At 61.7% G+C, this 14,602-nt stretch carries 16 protein-coding genes; 2 read left to right on the top strand and 14 right to left on the bottom strand.

The features are described 5' to 3' along the window. Nucleotides 1–15: 15 nt before the first annotated feature. The 13 genes from A6D6_RS07800 to uraH all read right to left on the bottom strand — a co-directional run bounded on the left by A6D6_RS07800 (nt 16) and on the right by uraH (nt 11,839). Entirely contained in the window at nt 16–522 is a 507-nt protein-coding gene (locus A6D6_RS07800) for a nucleoside deaminase (protein WP_159660404.1), read from the bottom strand. 65 nt (nt 523–587) lie between these two features. Continuing rightward, complete coding sequence (locus tag A6D6_RS07795) at nt 588–1,379, bottom strand: ABC transporter permease (protein ID WP_159660403.1); 792 nt, start codon at nt 1,377–1,379, stop codon at nt 588–590. After that, nucleotides 1,363–2,166: an ABC transporter ATP-binding protein gene (locus tag A6D6_RS07790; protein WP_159660402.1), complete on the bottom strand. Its 804-nt coding sequence runs from the start codon at nt 2,164–2,166 to the stop codon at nt 1,363–1,365. Before A6D6_RS07790 ends, A6D6_RS07795 begins: the two co-directional genes overlap by 17 nt. A 363-nt stretch (nt 2,167–2,529) precedes the next feature. Beyond that, nucleotides 2,530–3,519 (bottom strand): ABC transporter substrate-binding protein, encoded by a 990-nt coding sequence (locus tag A6D6_RS07785; RefSeq protein ID WP_236564029.1) that lies wholly within the window; start codon nt 3,517–3,519, stop codon nt 2,530–2,532. A 59-nt stretch (nt 3,520–3,578) separates the two neighbouring features. Further along, nucleotides 3,579–4,352 carry an alpha/beta fold hydrolase gene (locus tag A6D6_RS07780; protein ID WP_159660401.1) on the bottom strand — a complete coding sequence of 258 codons (774 nt, stop codon included), beginning with the start codon at nt 4,350–4,352 and terminating at the stop codon, nt 3,579–3,581. A gap of 13 nt (nt 4,353–4,365) precedes the next feature. After that, complete coding sequence (locus tag A6D6_RS07775; RefSeq protein ID WP_159660400.1) at nt 4,366–5,343, bottom strand: isopenicillin N synthase family dioxygenase; 978 nt, start codon at nt 5,341–5,343, stop codon at nt 4,366–4,368. A 114-nt stretch (nt 5,344–5,457) separates the two neighbouring features. Continuing rightward, nucleotides 5,458–6,411 carry a LysR family transcriptional regulator gene (locus A6D6_RS07770; protein ID WP_159660399.1) on the bottom strand — a complete coding sequence of 318 codons (954 nt, stop codon included), beginning with the start codon at nt 6,409–6,411 and terminating at the stop codon, nt 5,458–5,460. A gap of 11 nt (nt 6,412–6,422) precedes the next feature. Beyond that, the gene (locus tag A6D6_RS07765; protein ID WP_159660398.1) at nt 6,423–7,787 is read right to left on the bottom strand and encodes an 8-oxoguanine deaminase; all 1,365 of its coding nucleotides are present in this window, start codon (nt 7,785–7,787) and stop codon (nt 6,423–6,425) included. Between the two features lie 159 nt (nt 7,788–7,946). Continuing rightward, nucleotides 7,947–8,696: a GntR family transcriptional regulator gene (locus A6D6_RS07760; protein ID WP_159660397.1), complete on the bottom strand. Its 750-nt coding sequence runs from the start codon at nt 8,694–8,696 to the stop codon at nt 7,947–7,949. 49 nt (nt 8,697–8,745) lie between these two features. Then, nucleotides 8,746–9,246 carry an ureidoglycolate lyase gene (locus tag A6D6_RS07755; protein WP_159660396.1) on the bottom strand — a complete coding sequence of 167 codons (501 nt, stop codon included), beginning with the start codon at nt 9,244–9,246 and terminating at the stop codon, nt 8,746–8,748. After that, nucleotides 9,243–10,229 carry an allantoicase gene (gene alc, locus A6D6_RS07750; protein WP_159660395.1) on the bottom strand — a complete coding sequence of 329 codons (987 nt, stop codon included), beginning with the start codon at nt 10,227–10,229 and terminating at the stop codon, nt 9,243–9,245. The genes A6D6_RS07755 and alc overlap by 4 nt, the downstream gene beginning before the upstream one ends. Nucleotides 10,230–10,259: 30 nt before the next feature. Beyond that, a complete protein-coding gene (locus tag A6D6_RS07745; RefSeq protein WP_159660394.1) occupies nt 10,260–11,474 on the bottom strand; it encodes a urate hydroxylase PuuD in 1,215 nt (404 codons plus the stop codon). 11 nt (nt 11,475–11,485) lie between these two features. Further along, nucleotides 11,486–11,839, bottom strand: coding sequence for a hydroxyisourate hydrolase (gene uraH, locus A6D6_RS07740; protein ID WP_159660393.1), 354 nt, complete (start codon nt 11,837–11,839; stop codon nt 11,486–11,488). 85 nt (nt 11,840–11,924) lie between these two features. Here uraH and puuE point away from each other — a divergent pair, with 85 nt between their 5' ends. Continuing rightward, nucleotides 11,925–12,830 carry an allantoinase PuuE gene (gene puuE / locus A6D6_RS07735; RefSeq protein ID WP_159660392.1) on the top strand — a complete coding sequence of 302 codons (906 nt, stop codon included), beginning with the start codon at nt 11,925–11,927 and terminating at the stop codon, nt 12,828–12,830. Next, nucleotides 12,823–13,353, top strand: coding sequence for a 2-oxo-4-hydroxy-4-carboxy-5-ureidoimidazoline decarboxylase (gene uraD / locus A6D6_RS07730; RefSeq protein WP_159660391.1), 531 nt, complete (start codon nt 12,823–12,825; stop codon nt 13,351–13,353). Before puuE ends, uraD begins: the two co-directional genes overlap by 8 nt. On the opposite strand, the gene A6D6_RS07725 is transcribed toward uraD, so the two are convergent. Further along, nucleotides 13,324–14,574 carry an amidohydrolase family protein gene (locus tag A6D6_RS07725; protein WP_159660390.1) on the bottom strand — a complete coding sequence of 417 codons (1,251 nt, stop codon included), beginning with the start codon at nt 14,572–14,574 and terminating at the stop codon, nt 13,324–13,326. The genes uraD and A6D6_RS07725 overlap by 30 nt on opposite strands. Nucleotides 14,575–14,602: the final 28 nt, after the last annotated feature.

Genomic DNA, 14,602 nt, shown 5'->3' with positions numbered 1-14,602 from the left:
TGGAACACATACTGATCAGTCTTTCTTATGATTCCAAAAGCGCAAGTGAAGAGCGGCGGCTTCTTCTTCCAGTAGTGGTCCGATCACTTGCACGGAGCGCTGCCCGGCGGCGAAAACCGTCCGGCAAGGCAGGTCCAGGGTCGGGTTCTCGGGATGGTTACCGGTAATCGACTTGAGTTTCGTCTCGGAAAGACCGTAGACCACGCGCCCGACGCCGGCCCAATAGGCAGCCCCGGCGCACATGGCACAGGGCTCGGCGGAGGTATAAAGCGTGCATCGGGCAAGAAAGTCCGGGGAGTAGGTTTGAGACGCACGTGTAAGGATCACACGTTCCGCATGTCCGGTCATATCATGATGGGGCAGGAAGGCATTCTCCTGTTCCATCAGGATCTCTCCATCGGCATCCACCAGCAGTGCACCGAATGGATGGCCGCCGTCATTCAAGGCCCGTTCGGCGACCAGGAAGCTCTTCTGTATATAGTACTCGTGATTCAATTGAGGGGATGTGTCTGTTTTGCTCATGATTATTCCGTTCATGTTCGCTGTTCGTGTCCCGATGAAAAGGTGGGAAGAAGACGGAGGCCTCTTCAGGATTTCGGCAGGCTCCAGGGAAACCACCATCTCTGGATCATCGCCACCAGACGGAACAGGATCAGACTGATGGTAACCAGAACCGCCAGAGCGGCGAACGCCTGCGGCACCTTGAAGAATGAGGTGGAGAAGGCGATGAAGAACCCCAGCCCGTTTTCGGCGGCGACGAATTCCGCTACCACGGCACCAATGATGGCCAGCGTGATGGAAATGCGCAGCGCGGAAAAAATGTGTGGCACCGCGAAGGGCAATTGAATGTTGCGGATCTCACGCCAGCGGCTGGCGCCCAGGGAACGGGACAGCTCAATCAGTTCCGGGGGCGTCGACATTAATCCGGTGACGGTTGAGACGACGATGGGAAAGAAGGTGATCAGGAAGGTAATGACGATACGGGGAGCGTCACCGGCGCCCAGAACCACCACGATAATGGGCGCCACGGCGACGATGGGCGTGGACTGCACCACCACCAGCATCGGGTACAGTGTTCGGGACAGAAGGCGGCTGTTGGCCAGCGCCACCGCCAGCGGGATGCCGATCACCACCGCCAACGCATAGCCCAGCAGGCTGACTCGGAGCGTTGCCCAGATATGGCCGGCCCAACTTCCCAGGGTGACCGCCAGAGCGCCCTCAACGATGGCGCTGGGAGGGGGGAGCAAGTAGACGGGGACATCGAGAAGACGGCAGCCAAGTTCCCAGATCAGCAGCAACAGCAAGGCGGCGAGGACCGGTGCTGCCCGGTCCAGCAGTCTCAGAAGAGCGCGCCCGGCGGAGTCAGGCGAGGACGGCATGGCTGAAGACCTGGCTGCGGATATGGTTGGCGATGTCATGGAAGCGTGGCTCCGACAGGGTTTTCATGGTGCGCGGGCGTGGCAGGCCCACGTTGATGATTTCGCGAATGCGCCCGGGGCGGGCGGACATCACCAGGATGCGATCCGCCAACAGCAGAGCCTCGGGAATGGAGTGAGTGATGAACAGCACTGTTTTGGGGCGCTCGGTCCAGATCCGCAGCAGCTCGAAACTCATCTCGTCACGGGTCAGGGCGTCAAGGGCGGAAAACGGCTCATCCATCAGCAGGATATCCGGATCGTGCAGCAGGGCGCGGGCGATCCCCACCCGCTGTTGCATGCCGCCGGACAATTCGGCGGGACGTTTGTGGGCGAAGTCACGAAGCCCGACGGTGTCCAACAATTCCCGCGCCCGGTTTTTTTCTTCCGCCGTGACACGGCCATATTTGTGTTTCATTGGGAAGGTGATGTTGTCCATCACCTTGAGCCAGGGCAGCAGGGTGGGCTGCTGGAACACGATGCCGATTTCCTCGCGGGGTTCGGTCACTGGCAGACCGTAGATCTCCGCCTGGCCCGACGTGGGTTTCACCAGCCCGGCGATCACCCGGAGCAGCGTGGATTTGCCGCAGCCGGAGGGGCCGATCACGGCGATGAACTCGTTTTTATGAATGTCGAAGCTGACATCATCCAGGGCGTTGATGACGCCGCCATCGGAGGACGTGAAAAGCTGGCCCACGCTGTTGAAGCGAATGCTCGGTCGCGGGCTGTCGTTATCGCCTTGGGTCGTCATGAAAACCTCGCATCGGGTTTGGGGGTTCGAAGCCACACGACGTGGTCATCATAGTGTGGGCACTGCAACATGCGCGCCAAAAGCACAGATTTCCGCGCGGGGTGTTGCCGGACCGGTATCATCAAAGTGAATTGAGAAGGCATGAATGGAGTCCGAAGCCGCTGTGGGAGTTTGTCTGCAAGCGAATGGTCAGCAGCCCGGATGGCATTCGCGGCCAAGGCCGCTTCCCACAGCGGCTTCGTAGTGGCCTCCGAATTTATCTCTCCGAGGCTCGACTTCTCTGATCCCCGATAAATCCAAAAAAACGCGGGCCGGAAAGCCCGGACCCGCGTGCAATGAAACGCTCTCTTGTGTTGTGTTTGCCTACTTGCTGATGAAGTCTCCGCTGACGGCGTCGGCGGGATTAAGAGTATCCTCCGTCAGGCCCTGGGCCTTGGCCACCCACTTCCAGGTGATGGCGAGTAGGGCGGGATTGAAAACGCCGGCGCCATCACGTTCACTGATTTCGTTTTGAATCAACGGAATGGAGGCGGAAAATTCCTCGGCGGCCACGTTCGCATCCACTTCCGCCACCTTCGCTTTCAGCGCCGAGCCGGCCTGTTTGGGATCTTCAATCGCCATCTGCTGTGCCTGGCGATAGATGGCCAGCACCTTCCTGACCAGTTCCGGTTTTTCCTTGATCAGACGATCGGATGCGAATACCGAGAGGCCGTAGCCGTCAAAGCCGTAGTCAGACCAGGGTAAAACCCGGATCTGCTTGCCGGCCTGCTCCATCAAGGCGTTGAAGGCCGGCAGCTTGGTGATCCAGTTAATGGTGCCGTCCACCCGGCCGGTACTCATCATCGGGCCCATGGCCCCGGGATCCACCTTGGTCACGCGCACATCGTCCGGTGACATGCCGTTGGCTTTCAGTACCAGCGGCCAGGTGACGTTGGAAGCCGAGAACGTGGCGGTGGCGAGATTCTTTCCTTTCAAGTCATTCAGACTTCCGATACCGGAGTCGGCGCTGACAAAGACCGCGTCGGGTTGTTTGGTATAAACGGAAAGCACGGCGGTGACCGGCACAGTGGCACCGGCCTTGGCTTGCAGCAGCGCGGACAAGCCGCCAGTGCCCATATCGGCGGCACCGGTGGCCAGCTTGGTGACGACATCGCTGGAGCCGCGCCCGGACATGATTTCCACCTTAATGTCCTCGGCCGCGAACAGCCCTTTGTCCACCGCCAGATAGATGATCGCCTTGTCGCCGGCGGGCAACCAGTCGTTGAGCCAGCGGATTTGATCCGTCGCCTGGGCGCCGCCCGCGACGCCAGCCAGAAAGACCGCCAGAAAATAGCGTTTACACCGATTCATCATGAGCAACTCCTTTGGGCTGGCGCGCCGGGTTAAGTAGTGTCGATCTTCCTGTGAAGTGGCTATGCAAGGGGCATGCCTTTTGTCGTGCTGACTTTGGTGCGATGAAAAAAACTCAGCAGTACTTCGCTGAGATGGTCTGGTTCAGATAATTGTGGGACATGCCCGGTATTCAGGGAGACAAGGTCGCCACCGGGCACCTGTTGTTGCATCCAGCGTTGCGCGGCCAGTACCACGGACCGGTCCTGGCGGGCTTCCACATAGAGTCTGGGCAGAGCACCAAAGCGCTCCGGGGTCCAATGGGCGATACCCGCGCGAACCTGTTCCGGTTGCGGGGTCAGCCGGCGTGCGGCGGCCATGGCTGTTGCCTCGTTCACGTCCTGGAAGAACAGGTCGCAAGCGGCGGCGGCGGGCACCTCGCTGCAGCGATGCCGTGTGTTCCGTATCAGGTGGGGGCCGATACCGGCGGCGGCCGGGTGATGGTCCACCAGTTGCCGGGTCAATTCGGCGAAGCCGATGCCGGATGGCAGCATCATGCCGGCCACATAGACGATGCCGGCGACCTTGGCGTGCCGGTTCTCCGCGGCCTGAGTGGCGATCACGCCGCCACCGGAGTGAGCGACCAGAAAGGCCGGCTGTGGAAGACGGTCAAGCTCGGCCTCCACATACGCGACACAGTCCTCGAACGTCACCGGGTCCGGCGGAATGTCGTTATGGCCGTTGCCTGGTAAGTCCAGTGCGTGGACGTGACAGCCGCCTTTTTCCAATAGCGGCGACAGGGCTTCCCAGACCCAGGCACCGGCCCAGGCGCCGTGGATCAGAATGACATGATTCATCGGGTTACGTGAGTTACTTATAGGTGCGTTGATACATGTCGATCATGTGCTGCTCGACGGTGACCGGTGGATACTTAGGGGAGGCGCCGGGAGCAAGACAGCCGGGTAGGCACCGCACCAGATGATCCGGATTTCCGGAATGGAAGAAGGGCACGGAGAAGCGCTCACGGCCGGACAGATTGACCACGCGATGCAGGGTCGAGCGATAACGGTCATTGGTCCAGCGGGCGATCATGTCGCCCAGGTTCACCACATAGGTGCCGGGAACGGGATCGGCGTGAATCCAGCCCTGGCTGGCCTGATCCCAGACCTGCAGTCCGGGATTGTCATCCTGTAGCAGTAAGGTGATGCCGCCAAAATCGGTGTGGGCTCCACAGCCTTTTTCACCGGGCTCGGGATTACCCGGTTGCGGCGGGTAGTGCAGCAGACGAAGGACCGCCATTGGCTCATGGCAAAAATCAGCGAAGTACTCTTCCGGCAAGGACAGTGATAGCGCCAACCCTTGCATGATTCGCCTGCTCAAATCGTTCATGGCGTCGAAGTAGGTTTCCATGGTCTCACGGAAACCGGCGTGCCGTGGCCATTGATTGGCGCCGTGATTGAACTTGCCGGCACGTACCGCTGGATGGTCGTCCGGCAGGTCGCGGCCAATATAGTAGCCTTCCTTCAGATCCGGTGGCGCGTCCGCTTCCAGAGTCTGGCCGCGCAGCGGTTCATAACCCCGGTTGGCGGGCGAAAGCGCTTTATCGACCTGTTTTTTGGTCTCCAGTGGCTGTTCGAAGAATGCCTTGGCGGTAGTGAACACCCGCGCCTGAAAGCGCGCTTCGATACCGTGGTTGCGAATGTAGAAGAAGCCCTTGTCGAGGCAGGCGGCTCTGAGTTGCTCGGCCACCGTTCGGCGTTGTTTCTGGTCACCATCGATCAAGGCCCCGATATCGATGATCGGCAGTGACTGCTGATTAACCTTTTGCGCTTGCAGGGTGCTCGTCATGGAACTTCTCTCGCTGGCGGACGATCCTTGCCTGCCAGTGTGCGCGGTGCCCCGGCGGTGCCAAAGAAGAGAATATCGACCGTGCCGATGCCGATCCGGCAGCGGCGCCGGGGATCAATCGGTCAATGGTTCACCGATGTCGTTGGCCTCACGGCGTTCCCGCTCCGCCAGTTCGTCGGCCAGCAATCTTGCGACGGCATCGGCCGCCACCGGCAGGGAGCGGCCGGTACGGGCGTAAATGCCGAGGTCGCTGAAAACCGGACCATTGTCATTGAGAGGAATATGTCGGAGTGCGCCCGATGCCAATTCCGCCTCCAACCCGATGCGGGTCTGGAAGGTGACACCGACACCGCGCCGCGCCAGCTCCTTGCCCAGCTCCACCGAATTGGATTGCACCACGCCTTTGTCATCGATGCCGGCGCGCTCGATGGCGGGTTTGAGCAGGTGGTACACCGACAGGTCGGTCTTCGCCAGGATCAAAGGGTACTCCGCACAGGTGGCGAAGCTGACTTCATGCCGTGGGGCCAGGGGATGTTCCGGTGGCACCAGGACGCCAAGCCGGAACCGTCCCACCATGATCTGGCGCAGGCCGGCGCTGCGTTGCAGGGCGAAGGCCATGCCCAGGTCGGCGGCACCGCTGGTGACGGCTTCGGGAATGTCGCGGGAGCCGAGGGTGACCACGCCCAGAGTCACCTTCGGGAGGTACTCCCGGGCACGTTCAATGATGGTGGGCATGAAATCCGAGGTGACGCCTTCCACGGTGGCGATTTCCACATGACCGGTACGCAGGCCCTTGAGCGCGTCCAGCTCCGAGCGGGCCCGTTCCGCGTCCTGTAACACGGCCAGGGCGTGGCGGGCGAAGATTTCGCCGGCGGTGGTCAGTCTGAGTCCACCGGGAAGGCGTTCAAACAGCGGTGTACCGACTTCGTCCTCAAGTTTCAGGATCTGCCGGTTGACCGCGGAGGAAGCCACGAACAGGCGCCGTGCCGCTTCACGGATGGAGCCGGCGCGGCGCACCGCGTCGAAGTACACCACCGCCGGGGAATGAACGCGCAACCGTGTGCTCATCGGAACTCCCTCTAGCCGTCGATCAGTGTCCGCGACAGTTGATTGTGCCGCTCCACCAGGCGCGGTACTTCCACCGTGGTGAGCTGCCCGTCACGCACCACCGTCTTGCCGTTGACGATGCTCAGGGCGACCCGCCGGGGCGCGCAGAATAAAAGTGCCGCCAGTGGGTCGGACAGACCACCGGCGAAGGCGATGTCGTCCAATTTCCAGGCCACCAGATCGGCGCAGTAGCCGGTCTGAATGCGGCCCAGGTGATCGCCGCGCCCCAGTATTTCGGCACCGCCCCGGGTGGCCAGCCGCAGGGCCTCGCGAGCCGACAGGGCGGTGGGATCTTCGTCGCGTACCCGCGCCACCAGCATGGCCTGGCGCGCTTCGCCGAGCAGATCATTACCGTCGTTGGAGGCGGAGCCGTCCACGCCGAGACCGACGCGCACACCGTGATCAAGCATGCGACGGATCGGGGCGTGGCCCGATGCCAGGCGCATATTGGAGCAGGGACAGTGCGCCACGCCGGTGCCGGTACGGCCGAACAGCTGGATGCCGTGATCATCCAGATGAACACAATGCGCGTGCCAGACGTCATCGCCGACCCAGTTCATTTCCTCGGCGAACTGGGCGGGTGTCATGCCATAACGTTGCTGGCTGAACGCCAGGTCCTTGCCGTTCTCGGCGGTATGAGTGTGCAACCGCACGCCAAGGTCGCGTGCCAGGATCGCGCTCTGGCGCATCAAATCCGGCGATACCGTGAACGGTGACGATGGCCCCAGAGCCACCTGTAACATGGCATCGGCGCTGGCATCGTGGTGCGTTTCCACCACCCGTTGCATTTCCTTGAGCACGGCGTCCTCGTCTTTCTCCACCACCAGATCCGGTGGCAGGCCGCCTTGGCTTTTGCCCAGCGTAATGGCGCCGCGGACACCGTGATAGCGCAGGCCCATGATCGAAGCCGCCTCGATGTTGTCCTCCAGGCGGCCGCCGTTGACATAGAAATAGGCGTGATCGGCGGCAGTGGTGCATCCCGACAGCATCAGTTCCGCCATGGCGGTTTGCGCCGACACCGTCATCATTTCCGGAGTGATCTTGGCCCAGATCGGGAACAAGGCATCGAGCCAGTCGAACAGCTCGGCGTTCTGCGCCGCCGGTAAAGCCCGGGTCAGGCTCTGGAACATATGGTGGTGAGTGTTGACCAGACCCGGCATCAGCACGTGGCCACTGAGATCGATGGTTTCGTCCGCCTCCCGGGGCAGGGTATAGCTCGGTCCGACCGCGCGAATGCGGTTGTCTTCGATGAGGACGGCGCCATCGCGGATCTCGGTGCCGTGGTCGTCCATGGTCGCCACCACCGTGGCGTTCTTCAGTAGCAGAGTGCGGCTCATTGCCCCGGGCTCCTTTTTAAAAAAACGGAAAAACAAAAGGGACGCAGCGTGATCCGGGGATCACCCGAAAGAACGTACACTGACTTGTATACCGCTGACGGTGGCGCACACTCAATCCCGGCAGCGGGGCCGTCGTCGGAAGCGGCGGTCAGCTTGACTTCAGGGGTAACGCAAGATGCTTGCCAGATCGATGTCGGCGGAGGGCTCGTCCAGATCCAGCAGGCTTTCAAGGGTATTCAGGTGTTCCCGCGCCAGTTGTGCCGCCTGTTCCGCCTTGCCCTTGATGATCAGGTCGGCCAGGCGGCCGTGGTCGTTGCCGAGAAAACAGGCGGTAATGCCCGGGGCTTTGTATAGGGCGATGACAATGGACGTGCGCAATACCAGTTCCAGCATCATCTTGCCGAGCACCTGATTGGGGCATTGGCGAGCCAGGTATTGATGGATTGCCATGGAGCAGTGCACGCGATGCTGATCCTGACCACGCTCATGGGCACTCTTTTCTTCCCGGATCAGCTTTCGCAGCGTCTGTGCTTCCGCTTTGCCCAGGGTGCCGGCCACCAGGCGCGTGACTTCTCCTTCCACCAGGCGGCGGGCGGCGAAAATCTGCCGGGTTTCCTCGATGCCGGGTCTGGCCACCACCGCCATTTGATTGGGGCTTTGTTCGGTGACGTGATCGGAGGCAAGCCGCGTCAAGGCTTTGCGCACGATGGAGCGGCTCACCCCGAACAGTTCACTTAACGCCACTTCTGGTAGTTTCGAGCCGGGAGGCAGCCGCTGCGTCAGCACCGCCTGATAGATGGAATCGTAGATGGTCTGGTCGGTGGCCTTGCGTGATCCCCGGCCGCTATTGGCGTTCACGGCGCCCAGCGACGCGGCGGTTTGTTTGTCCGTATGGGGATCGACAGCCATGGGTACCGTTATTCCTTATTTTGGGGACTACCGGAATGTATACAGACCCTTATTCGGGTGCAACCGGAAGGCGGACACCCGTCAGAAGATGTTCTTCACAGTTGTTGCCGGGGCCTTCCCGGTCCGCGACCAGAAAATCCCCCCCCGGCGGTAAGGCCAGAAGAGGGTGATGCCAGGTGCCCGCGTGATAGTTGACGCCGCTGCCGTCGCTGATCAGAAACGCGCGCAGGTCCGTCGCCGCCGGCGGTGGTCCGGGTGGCGCCACCACCACGATATAAGGCTGGCCAGCCAGCGGCACGAACGCCTGGCTGCCGAGAGGGTGGCGTTCCATCAGGGCCAGGGTGTGCGGCAGTGAGATCGGCCGAGGCCGGAACAGACTGAGAATAGCGTCTCCGTCCGTGCCGGTCTCCACTTTGGCCAGGCGATGGTAGCGCCGGCATTGGTCATCGTTGATCAGGAAGTAGTCCCGCGCATGGCTGTTGATCAGGTCGCCGAAGGGCGCGAACGCTTCCGCCGTCAGCGGTTCCAGCATCAGCTCCTGGGCGATCATTGAATTTGACCGAATACGCGGAAGCGGCTGATGCCGCCATCCGGGTGCATGTTGAGACGAACATGAGTCGCCGCATCCAGGGTTTCCAACTGATCCTGAAAACGGTGTATGGCATCGGGGCCGAGCGGTTGCGGCGCCAGCAGTGTCGGCCAGAACATGCTGGAGGCGCGCAGCAGGGCGGCGTTTGCATGGTCTTCCAGGTTGGCGGCCTGCACCGACACTTGAGCCGGGAAGTTGCCTTTGAAAAAGGCGGTGTCCACTTCCAGTGCGGTGATCCGGCCGCGGTGGCCCAGACCGATCACACACCAGTCGAAACCCGGTTCACGGCGTCGGCGGGTTTCCCAGCCGTCCCCCATGTTCAGGCCCCGGCCGGGATAGAGCAGCGAGTGCGGCCAGCCATAGTGGGCGTCGCTCAGGGCCAGAACCTGGCCGCCAAGCCGGGCCGCCGACAGTTCCACTTCCTGGTTCGCGGCAAAGCCGGCCCACTCCACGCGCGGGCGGCCCAGCACACGAAAGCGCGCCACGCCGCCATCGGGATAGAGATTCAGGCGAACGTGGGTGGCATGCCGTGGCGCGGGCAAGGTGAAGTGGTGGGGATGGTCGCCTTGCAGAGCGGTGATGGTCAGCAGGGGCCGCCAATGGGCGGAAGCCGGGTCCTCGCCAGTGCCGAGGACGCAGGCGTCCACGGAAGCGGCCATGGGGTAGTTGCCGGTGAAGTGGGCGGTATCGATTTCCAGCTGGTGGACGTCACCGGGGGCGCCCAGCCGCACGATCGCACTGTCGTGTCCGGGGCCGCGGCGTCGGCGGGTTTCCCAGCCGTCCATCCATTTGCCGTGATCGTCGAATTTGTCGGCGATGAATCGGGGGGGCGTTTCCGCCAGCATGCGTTCGGCGCTGGCGAAGAACTGGTCGGTAACCGATACGATCTCCGTGCCCAGCCGGGCGGCGGCGAGATTCGGGTAGGCGATGTTGGTGTCCGTCATTGGGGCTCCATGGTTCCGGTCATGGCCGGGTTATTCCGTCTGACTGTTTTCCGAATCGTGTTCCGGGCCTTGTTGCAACCAACGGGCCAGTAACGCGCGTTCGTCGTCGGTGATGTGAGTGATGTTGCCTGGTGGCATTACCGAGGTGGTCACGGCCAACTGGCCGATCCGGGTTCTGTGGGCGCGGATTTGCGCCGGTGTATCCAGCCGCACGCCCTTGGGCGGCGTGGCGAAGCCGGCGAAATCCGGGTGGGCCGCATGGCAGCCGGCACAGCGTTCTTTCACGATACTTTCCACCCGGGAGAACGGAACCGGTGGCAGGCCGGCCTCCGCTGGCGCCGGCCCGGCCGGCGTGGTCAGTAAGATCAGCGCGATTAATCCGGCCGCGCCGGCCAGTGGCAAGGCGATCTTGGCGGGCCGGGGCAGATGGCGAATGTTGAAGTAATGGCGAATCAACAGGCTGCTCGCCATCAGGCACGCCAGAATCAGCCAGTTCCAGTGGCTGCCGTAGGTGCCGGGGAAATGGTTGCTGATCATGATGAACAGCACTGGCAGAGTCAGATAGTTGTTGTGCCTGGAGCGTTGCGCGCCGGCCAGCCCCCTGGCGGCATCGGGCTCGCGACCGACGGTCATGGCGTCCACCATGGCGCGCTGGCCGGGAATGATCACGAAAAAGACGTTGGCGACCATGCAGGTACCGATGGCGGCGCCGACATGGATGTAGGCGCCTCGGCCACTGAAAATCTGGCTCAGTCCCCAGGCCAGAGCCACTAGCAAAACAAGGCCCACCGCCGCCAGTAGCGCCGGGCGCCGTCCCAGTGGCGAGCGGCACAATCCGTCGTACACCAGCCAGGAGAGAATCAGAACGCCAATGCCGATCAGGCTGGCGGTAAGTGGGGACAACTCCGCCACCGAAGGATCGATCAGATTGGTTCCGGCATTCAGGTAATACACCACGAACAACAACAGGAAGCCGCTCATCCAGGTGTAATAGGCCTCCCATTTGAACCAGTGAAGATGTTCGGGCAGCTGCTCCGGCGCAACCTGATATTTCTGCAGGTAGTAAAAGCCGCCACCGTGGATGGCCCAGAGAGTACCCGCGACGCCCCGTGATTTCGGGCCCTCTCGCTCCAGATGGTTCTCCAGCCAATTGAAATAGAAAGAAGCCCCTATCCAGGCTATGCCAACGGTGATGTGCAACCAGCGGATCAGCAGATTGGCCCATTCGTATAAATGCGCTTCCATGGTCTCCCCCGTCAGCTGCCGCGGTAGGTGCTGTAGCCGTAGGGGGAGACCAGCAACGGCACATGGTAATGCTCAGTGGTGTTGCTGATGCCGAACTGAACCACGACGTCATCGAGAAATGACGGGTCTGGTAAGGCTATGCCCCGGGCGGCGAAGTAGCTCCCCACCGCGAAATGCAATTGGTATTCCCCGCTTACCATGGTGACGCCTTCAAGCAGCGGCGCGTCGCAACGTCCATCGGCATTGGTTTTGCATCCGGTCAACAGCCGGGCCTGATTGCCCTCCATTCGCCACAATTGGAGATCGAGGTGGGCGGCGGGACAACCATTACAGGTGTCCAGAACGTGGGTGGTCAATCGGCCCATGTGTGCTCCTGTGTTCAAGAACAATGTCGACAATAACTAGTTCAAAATGTATACATGCATGATTGGTGCCAGAGTGGAGGCAAACATGTCTTATCTGTCTTACCCCCGTGACCTGATTGGCTATGGAGCTTGTCCGCCGAACCCACGCTGGCCCGATGAGGCTCGGGTAGCGGTGCAGTTCGTACTTAATTACGAAGAAGGCGGGGAGAATTGCGTCCTGCACGGTGATCCGGCTTCGGAGTTTTTTTTATCGGAAATGGTTGGTGCCGACGCGCGCCAAGGCGTACGTCATATGAGCATGGAGTCGCTCTATGAATACGGTAGCCGGGTCGGGGTATGGCGTTTGTTGAAGCTGTTTCAGCGCTATCGGATTCCGCTCACCGTGTTCGCCGTGGGCATGGCGGCGGAGCGGCATCCGGAAGTCATTCGCGCCATGGTGGAAGAGGGGCACGAAATCTGCAGTCACGGCTATCGCTGGATTGACTATCAATATGTGCCGGAGGCGGTGGAGGCGGAACATATTGGTCGCGCGATGGAGGCGCTGACGCGCGCCGCCGGCACACCGCCGCTGGGCTGGTACACCGGACGCACCAGCCCGAATACCCGCAGGCTGGTAGTGGAACATGGCGGTTTTCTCTATGACGCCGATGACTACAGCGATGAGTTGCCGTTCTGGACGCAGGTGTCCGGGCAACGGCATCTGGTGGTGCCCTACACGCTGGATGCCAATGACATGCGCTTCGCCAGCCCCGGCGGTTTCAACAGTGGTGATCAGTTTTTCACATATCTGCGGGACGCTTTCGATGTGCTGTATCAAGAAGGGGCGGAGCAGCCGCGCATGTTGTCGGTGGGTTTGCATTGCCGGTTGGCGGGGCGTCCGGGCCGCGCCGCGGCGCTGGAGCGGTTCCTGAAATATCTGCGTGCCCACAAGAATGTGTGGCTCGCCCGGCGCATTGATATCGCCCGACATTGGATGGAGCATCATGGCTGACAAAAACGTTCTTTTGACACCTCGCCCGAGCCGGCTCGACGAAGCCGGCTTCGTCGCCAGGTTCGGTGATGTGTATGAACATTCTCCATGGATTGCCAGAAAGGCTTACCAACTGGGGCTCGGCGAACCGCAGGACACCCCGCAAGGACTGGCGGAAGTGATGGGGAGGGTATTTCGCGCGGCGGATCCGGACTGCCAGCTGAGCGTGTTGCGATCGCACCCGGACCTGGCCGGCAAAGCCGCCCTGGCTGGTGAGCTGACCCGGGACTCCAGCGCGGAGCAGGCTTCCGCTGGCCTGGACCAGTGCACGCCGGAAGAATACGCCCGCTTTCAGGCGCTGAACGACGCTTACCAAAAGCGTTTCGGTTTTCCCTTTATTATCGCGGTAAAGGGATTGCACAGAGGAGACATTCTGGATGCCTTTGCCGCCCGCCTGGAGCACGACCCGGAACAGGAACGCGGGACCGCGGTGGAGCAGGTGAATCGTATCGCGTTACTGCGTCTGTATGATCGGACCGGGTGAAACCGGAGTACCGCCGAGCCAGGTCTGTAATGGGCGCTGCTCCAGATCGGTGGCGTCGCCGCGCAGTAATTCCTCAAACCAATCCTCGATGCCGGCTTTGCCAACCGGGCGGGGCAGCAGAACGAAGTCCGCCCTTTTTCCCGCGGTCAGACTGCCGGCTTCGAGGCCTCGCCCAAGACAATCCGCGCCGGCCTGGGTAGCTCGGTAGAGCGCTTCCCGCGCGGTTACCGGCACACCGGCGGCCCGATGCTGGTCCAGAAAACGTTGCATGACGTGCAGCATGCTGTGACTTGGCCCCGCGCCCACGTCCGATGCCAGGGCGAACCGCAGTTGGTGTTGCCGTACTGCTTCCAGGTCCATCCGACCACTATCCAGGGCTTCGTTGCTTGACGGGCAGTGCGCGATCCAGCTGCGCCGCTGCGCGAGCGTGTGGTACTCGCGTTGCGAAAGATGAATGCAGTGACCGAGCACGGTGCGTGGGGTCAACAGCCCGGCCCGGTCATAAACATCGGTGTAATCCCGCGCCTCGGGGAAGGCCTGTTGGACTTCCCGGATTTCCTGAGGGGATTCGGATAAATGCGTCTGCACGAAGGCGCCGGTGCGTCGTGCCAGTTCTCCCAGCTCACCCATCAGCCGGGCACTGCAATTGAGAGCGAAGCGCGGCGTAATGGCGTAGCGCGCGGTGCCCAGCTCCTTCAACAACGGCGCCACGGCATCGGCATTATCCGGGCTGGCCTTGCAGAGCGGCTCCGGAGCGCATTTTTCCATGATGGCGTTGCCCAGGATCCAGTCGCCTTTGGCGTGCTCGGCGGCGATGCGTAGGGCACCGTCGTGCGGGCTGGAATAGGCCATGCCCAGGGTGGTGCCGGCGCGTAGTGTGTCGCCGAAGAAAGCCCGCGCGTGACGGTGGGCGATTCCGGCATGCTCAAAGCCCGCTTCTTCCGGCCAGATATGTTCGCGCAGCCATTCCATCAGGTCGGTTTGGAAGCGTCCGCGAACATGATGTTGTACCCAATGAATATGGACGTCCACGAAACCGGGGACCAGCAGGCCATCCAGTTCCAGAGTGTTCTGATCCCGGCCGTCGGCGAATCGCTCGATCCGGTCCACGTCGACGATGCGCCCGGCCTTGATCAAGAGGCCGCCGTCGCTGATGTATCGCCAGTGGTTGGCATCCAGTGGCGTCAGCAGGCTGGACCGGATCAGCAAAGTCTTTGGCATGGTCGGAAATCCCTAATGTATACATCCG

The sequence above is a fragment of the Alcanivorax xiamenensis genome (assembly GCF_009846745.1).
In the GTDB taxonomy this organism is placed as follows: domain Bacteria; phylum Pseudomonadota; class Gammaproteobacteria; order Pseudomonadales; family Alcanivoracaceae; genus Alloalcanivorax; species Alloalcanivorax xiamenensis.
The sequence above is the reverse complement of the archived record's forward strand: the minus strand, read 5'-3'. Positions and strand labels throughout refer to the sequence as shown.

Bases quoted from the DNA above. Each gene is read 5' to 3' on its own strand.
- A6D6_RS07775 (WP_159660400.1), bottom strand. From the start codon at position 5,343: ATGACGAGCACCCTGCAAGCGCAAAAGGTTAATCAGCAGTCACTGCCG.
- puuE (WP_159660392.1), top strand. From the start codon at position 11,925: ATGTCTTATCTGTCTTACCCCCGTGACCTGATTGGCTATGGAGCTTGT.
- A6D6_RS07770 (WP_159660399.1), bottom strand. From the start codon at position 6,411: ATGAGCACACGGTTGCGCGTTCATTCCCCGGCGGTGGTGTACTTCGAC.
- A6D6_RS07795 (WP_159660403.1), bottom strand. From the start codon at position 1,379: ATGCCGTCCTCGCCTGACTCCGCCGGGCGCGCTCTTCTGAGACTGCTG.
- A6D6_RS07745 (WP_159660394.1), bottom strand. From the start codon at position 11,474: ATGGAAGCGCATTTATACGAATGGGCCAATCTGCTGATCCGCTGGTTG.
- A6D6_RS07760 (WP_159660397.1), bottom strand. From the start codon at position 8,696: ATGGCTGTCGATCCCCATACGGACAAACAAACCGCCGCGTCGCTGGGC.
- A6D6_RS07765 (WP_159660398.1), bottom strand. From the start codon at position 7,787: ATGAGCCGCACTCTGCTACTGAAGAACGCCACGGTGGTGGCGACCATG.
- A6D6_RS07790 (WP_159660402.1), bottom strand. From the start codon at position 2,166: ATGACGACCCAAGGCGATAACGACAGCCCGCGACCGAGCATTCGCTTC.
- uraD (WP_159660391.1), top strand. From the start codon at position 12,823: ATGGCTGACAAAAACGTTCTTTTGACACCTCGCCCGAGCCGGCTCGAC.
- A6D6_RS07785 (WP_236564029.1), bottom strand. From the start codon at position 3,519: ATGATGAATCGGTGTAAACGCTATTTTCTGGCGGTCTTTCTGGCTGGC.
- A6D6_RS07755 (WP_159660396.1), bottom strand. From the start codon at position 9,246: ATGATCGCCCAGGAGCTGATGCTGGAACCGCTGACGGCGGAAGCGTTC.
- A6D6_RS07725 (WP_159660390.1), bottom strand. From the start codon at position 14,574: ATGCCAAAGACTTTGCTGATCCGGTCCAGCCTGCTGACGCCACTGGAT.
- A6D6_RS07780 (WP_159660401.1), bottom strand. From the start codon at position 4,352: ATGAATCATGTCATTCTGATCCACGGCGCCTGGGCCGGTGCCTGGGTC.
- uraH (WP_159660393.1), bottom strand. From the start codon at position 11,839: ATGGGCCGATTGACCACCCACGTTCTGGACACCTGTAATGGTTGTCCC.
- alc (WP_159660395.1), bottom strand. From the start codon at position 10,229: ATGACGGACACCAACATCGCCTACCCGAATCTCGCCGCCGCCCGGCTG.
- A6D6_RS07800 (WP_159660404.1), bottom strand. From the start codon at position 522: ATGAGCAAAACAGACACATCCCCTCAATTGAATCACGAGTACTATATA.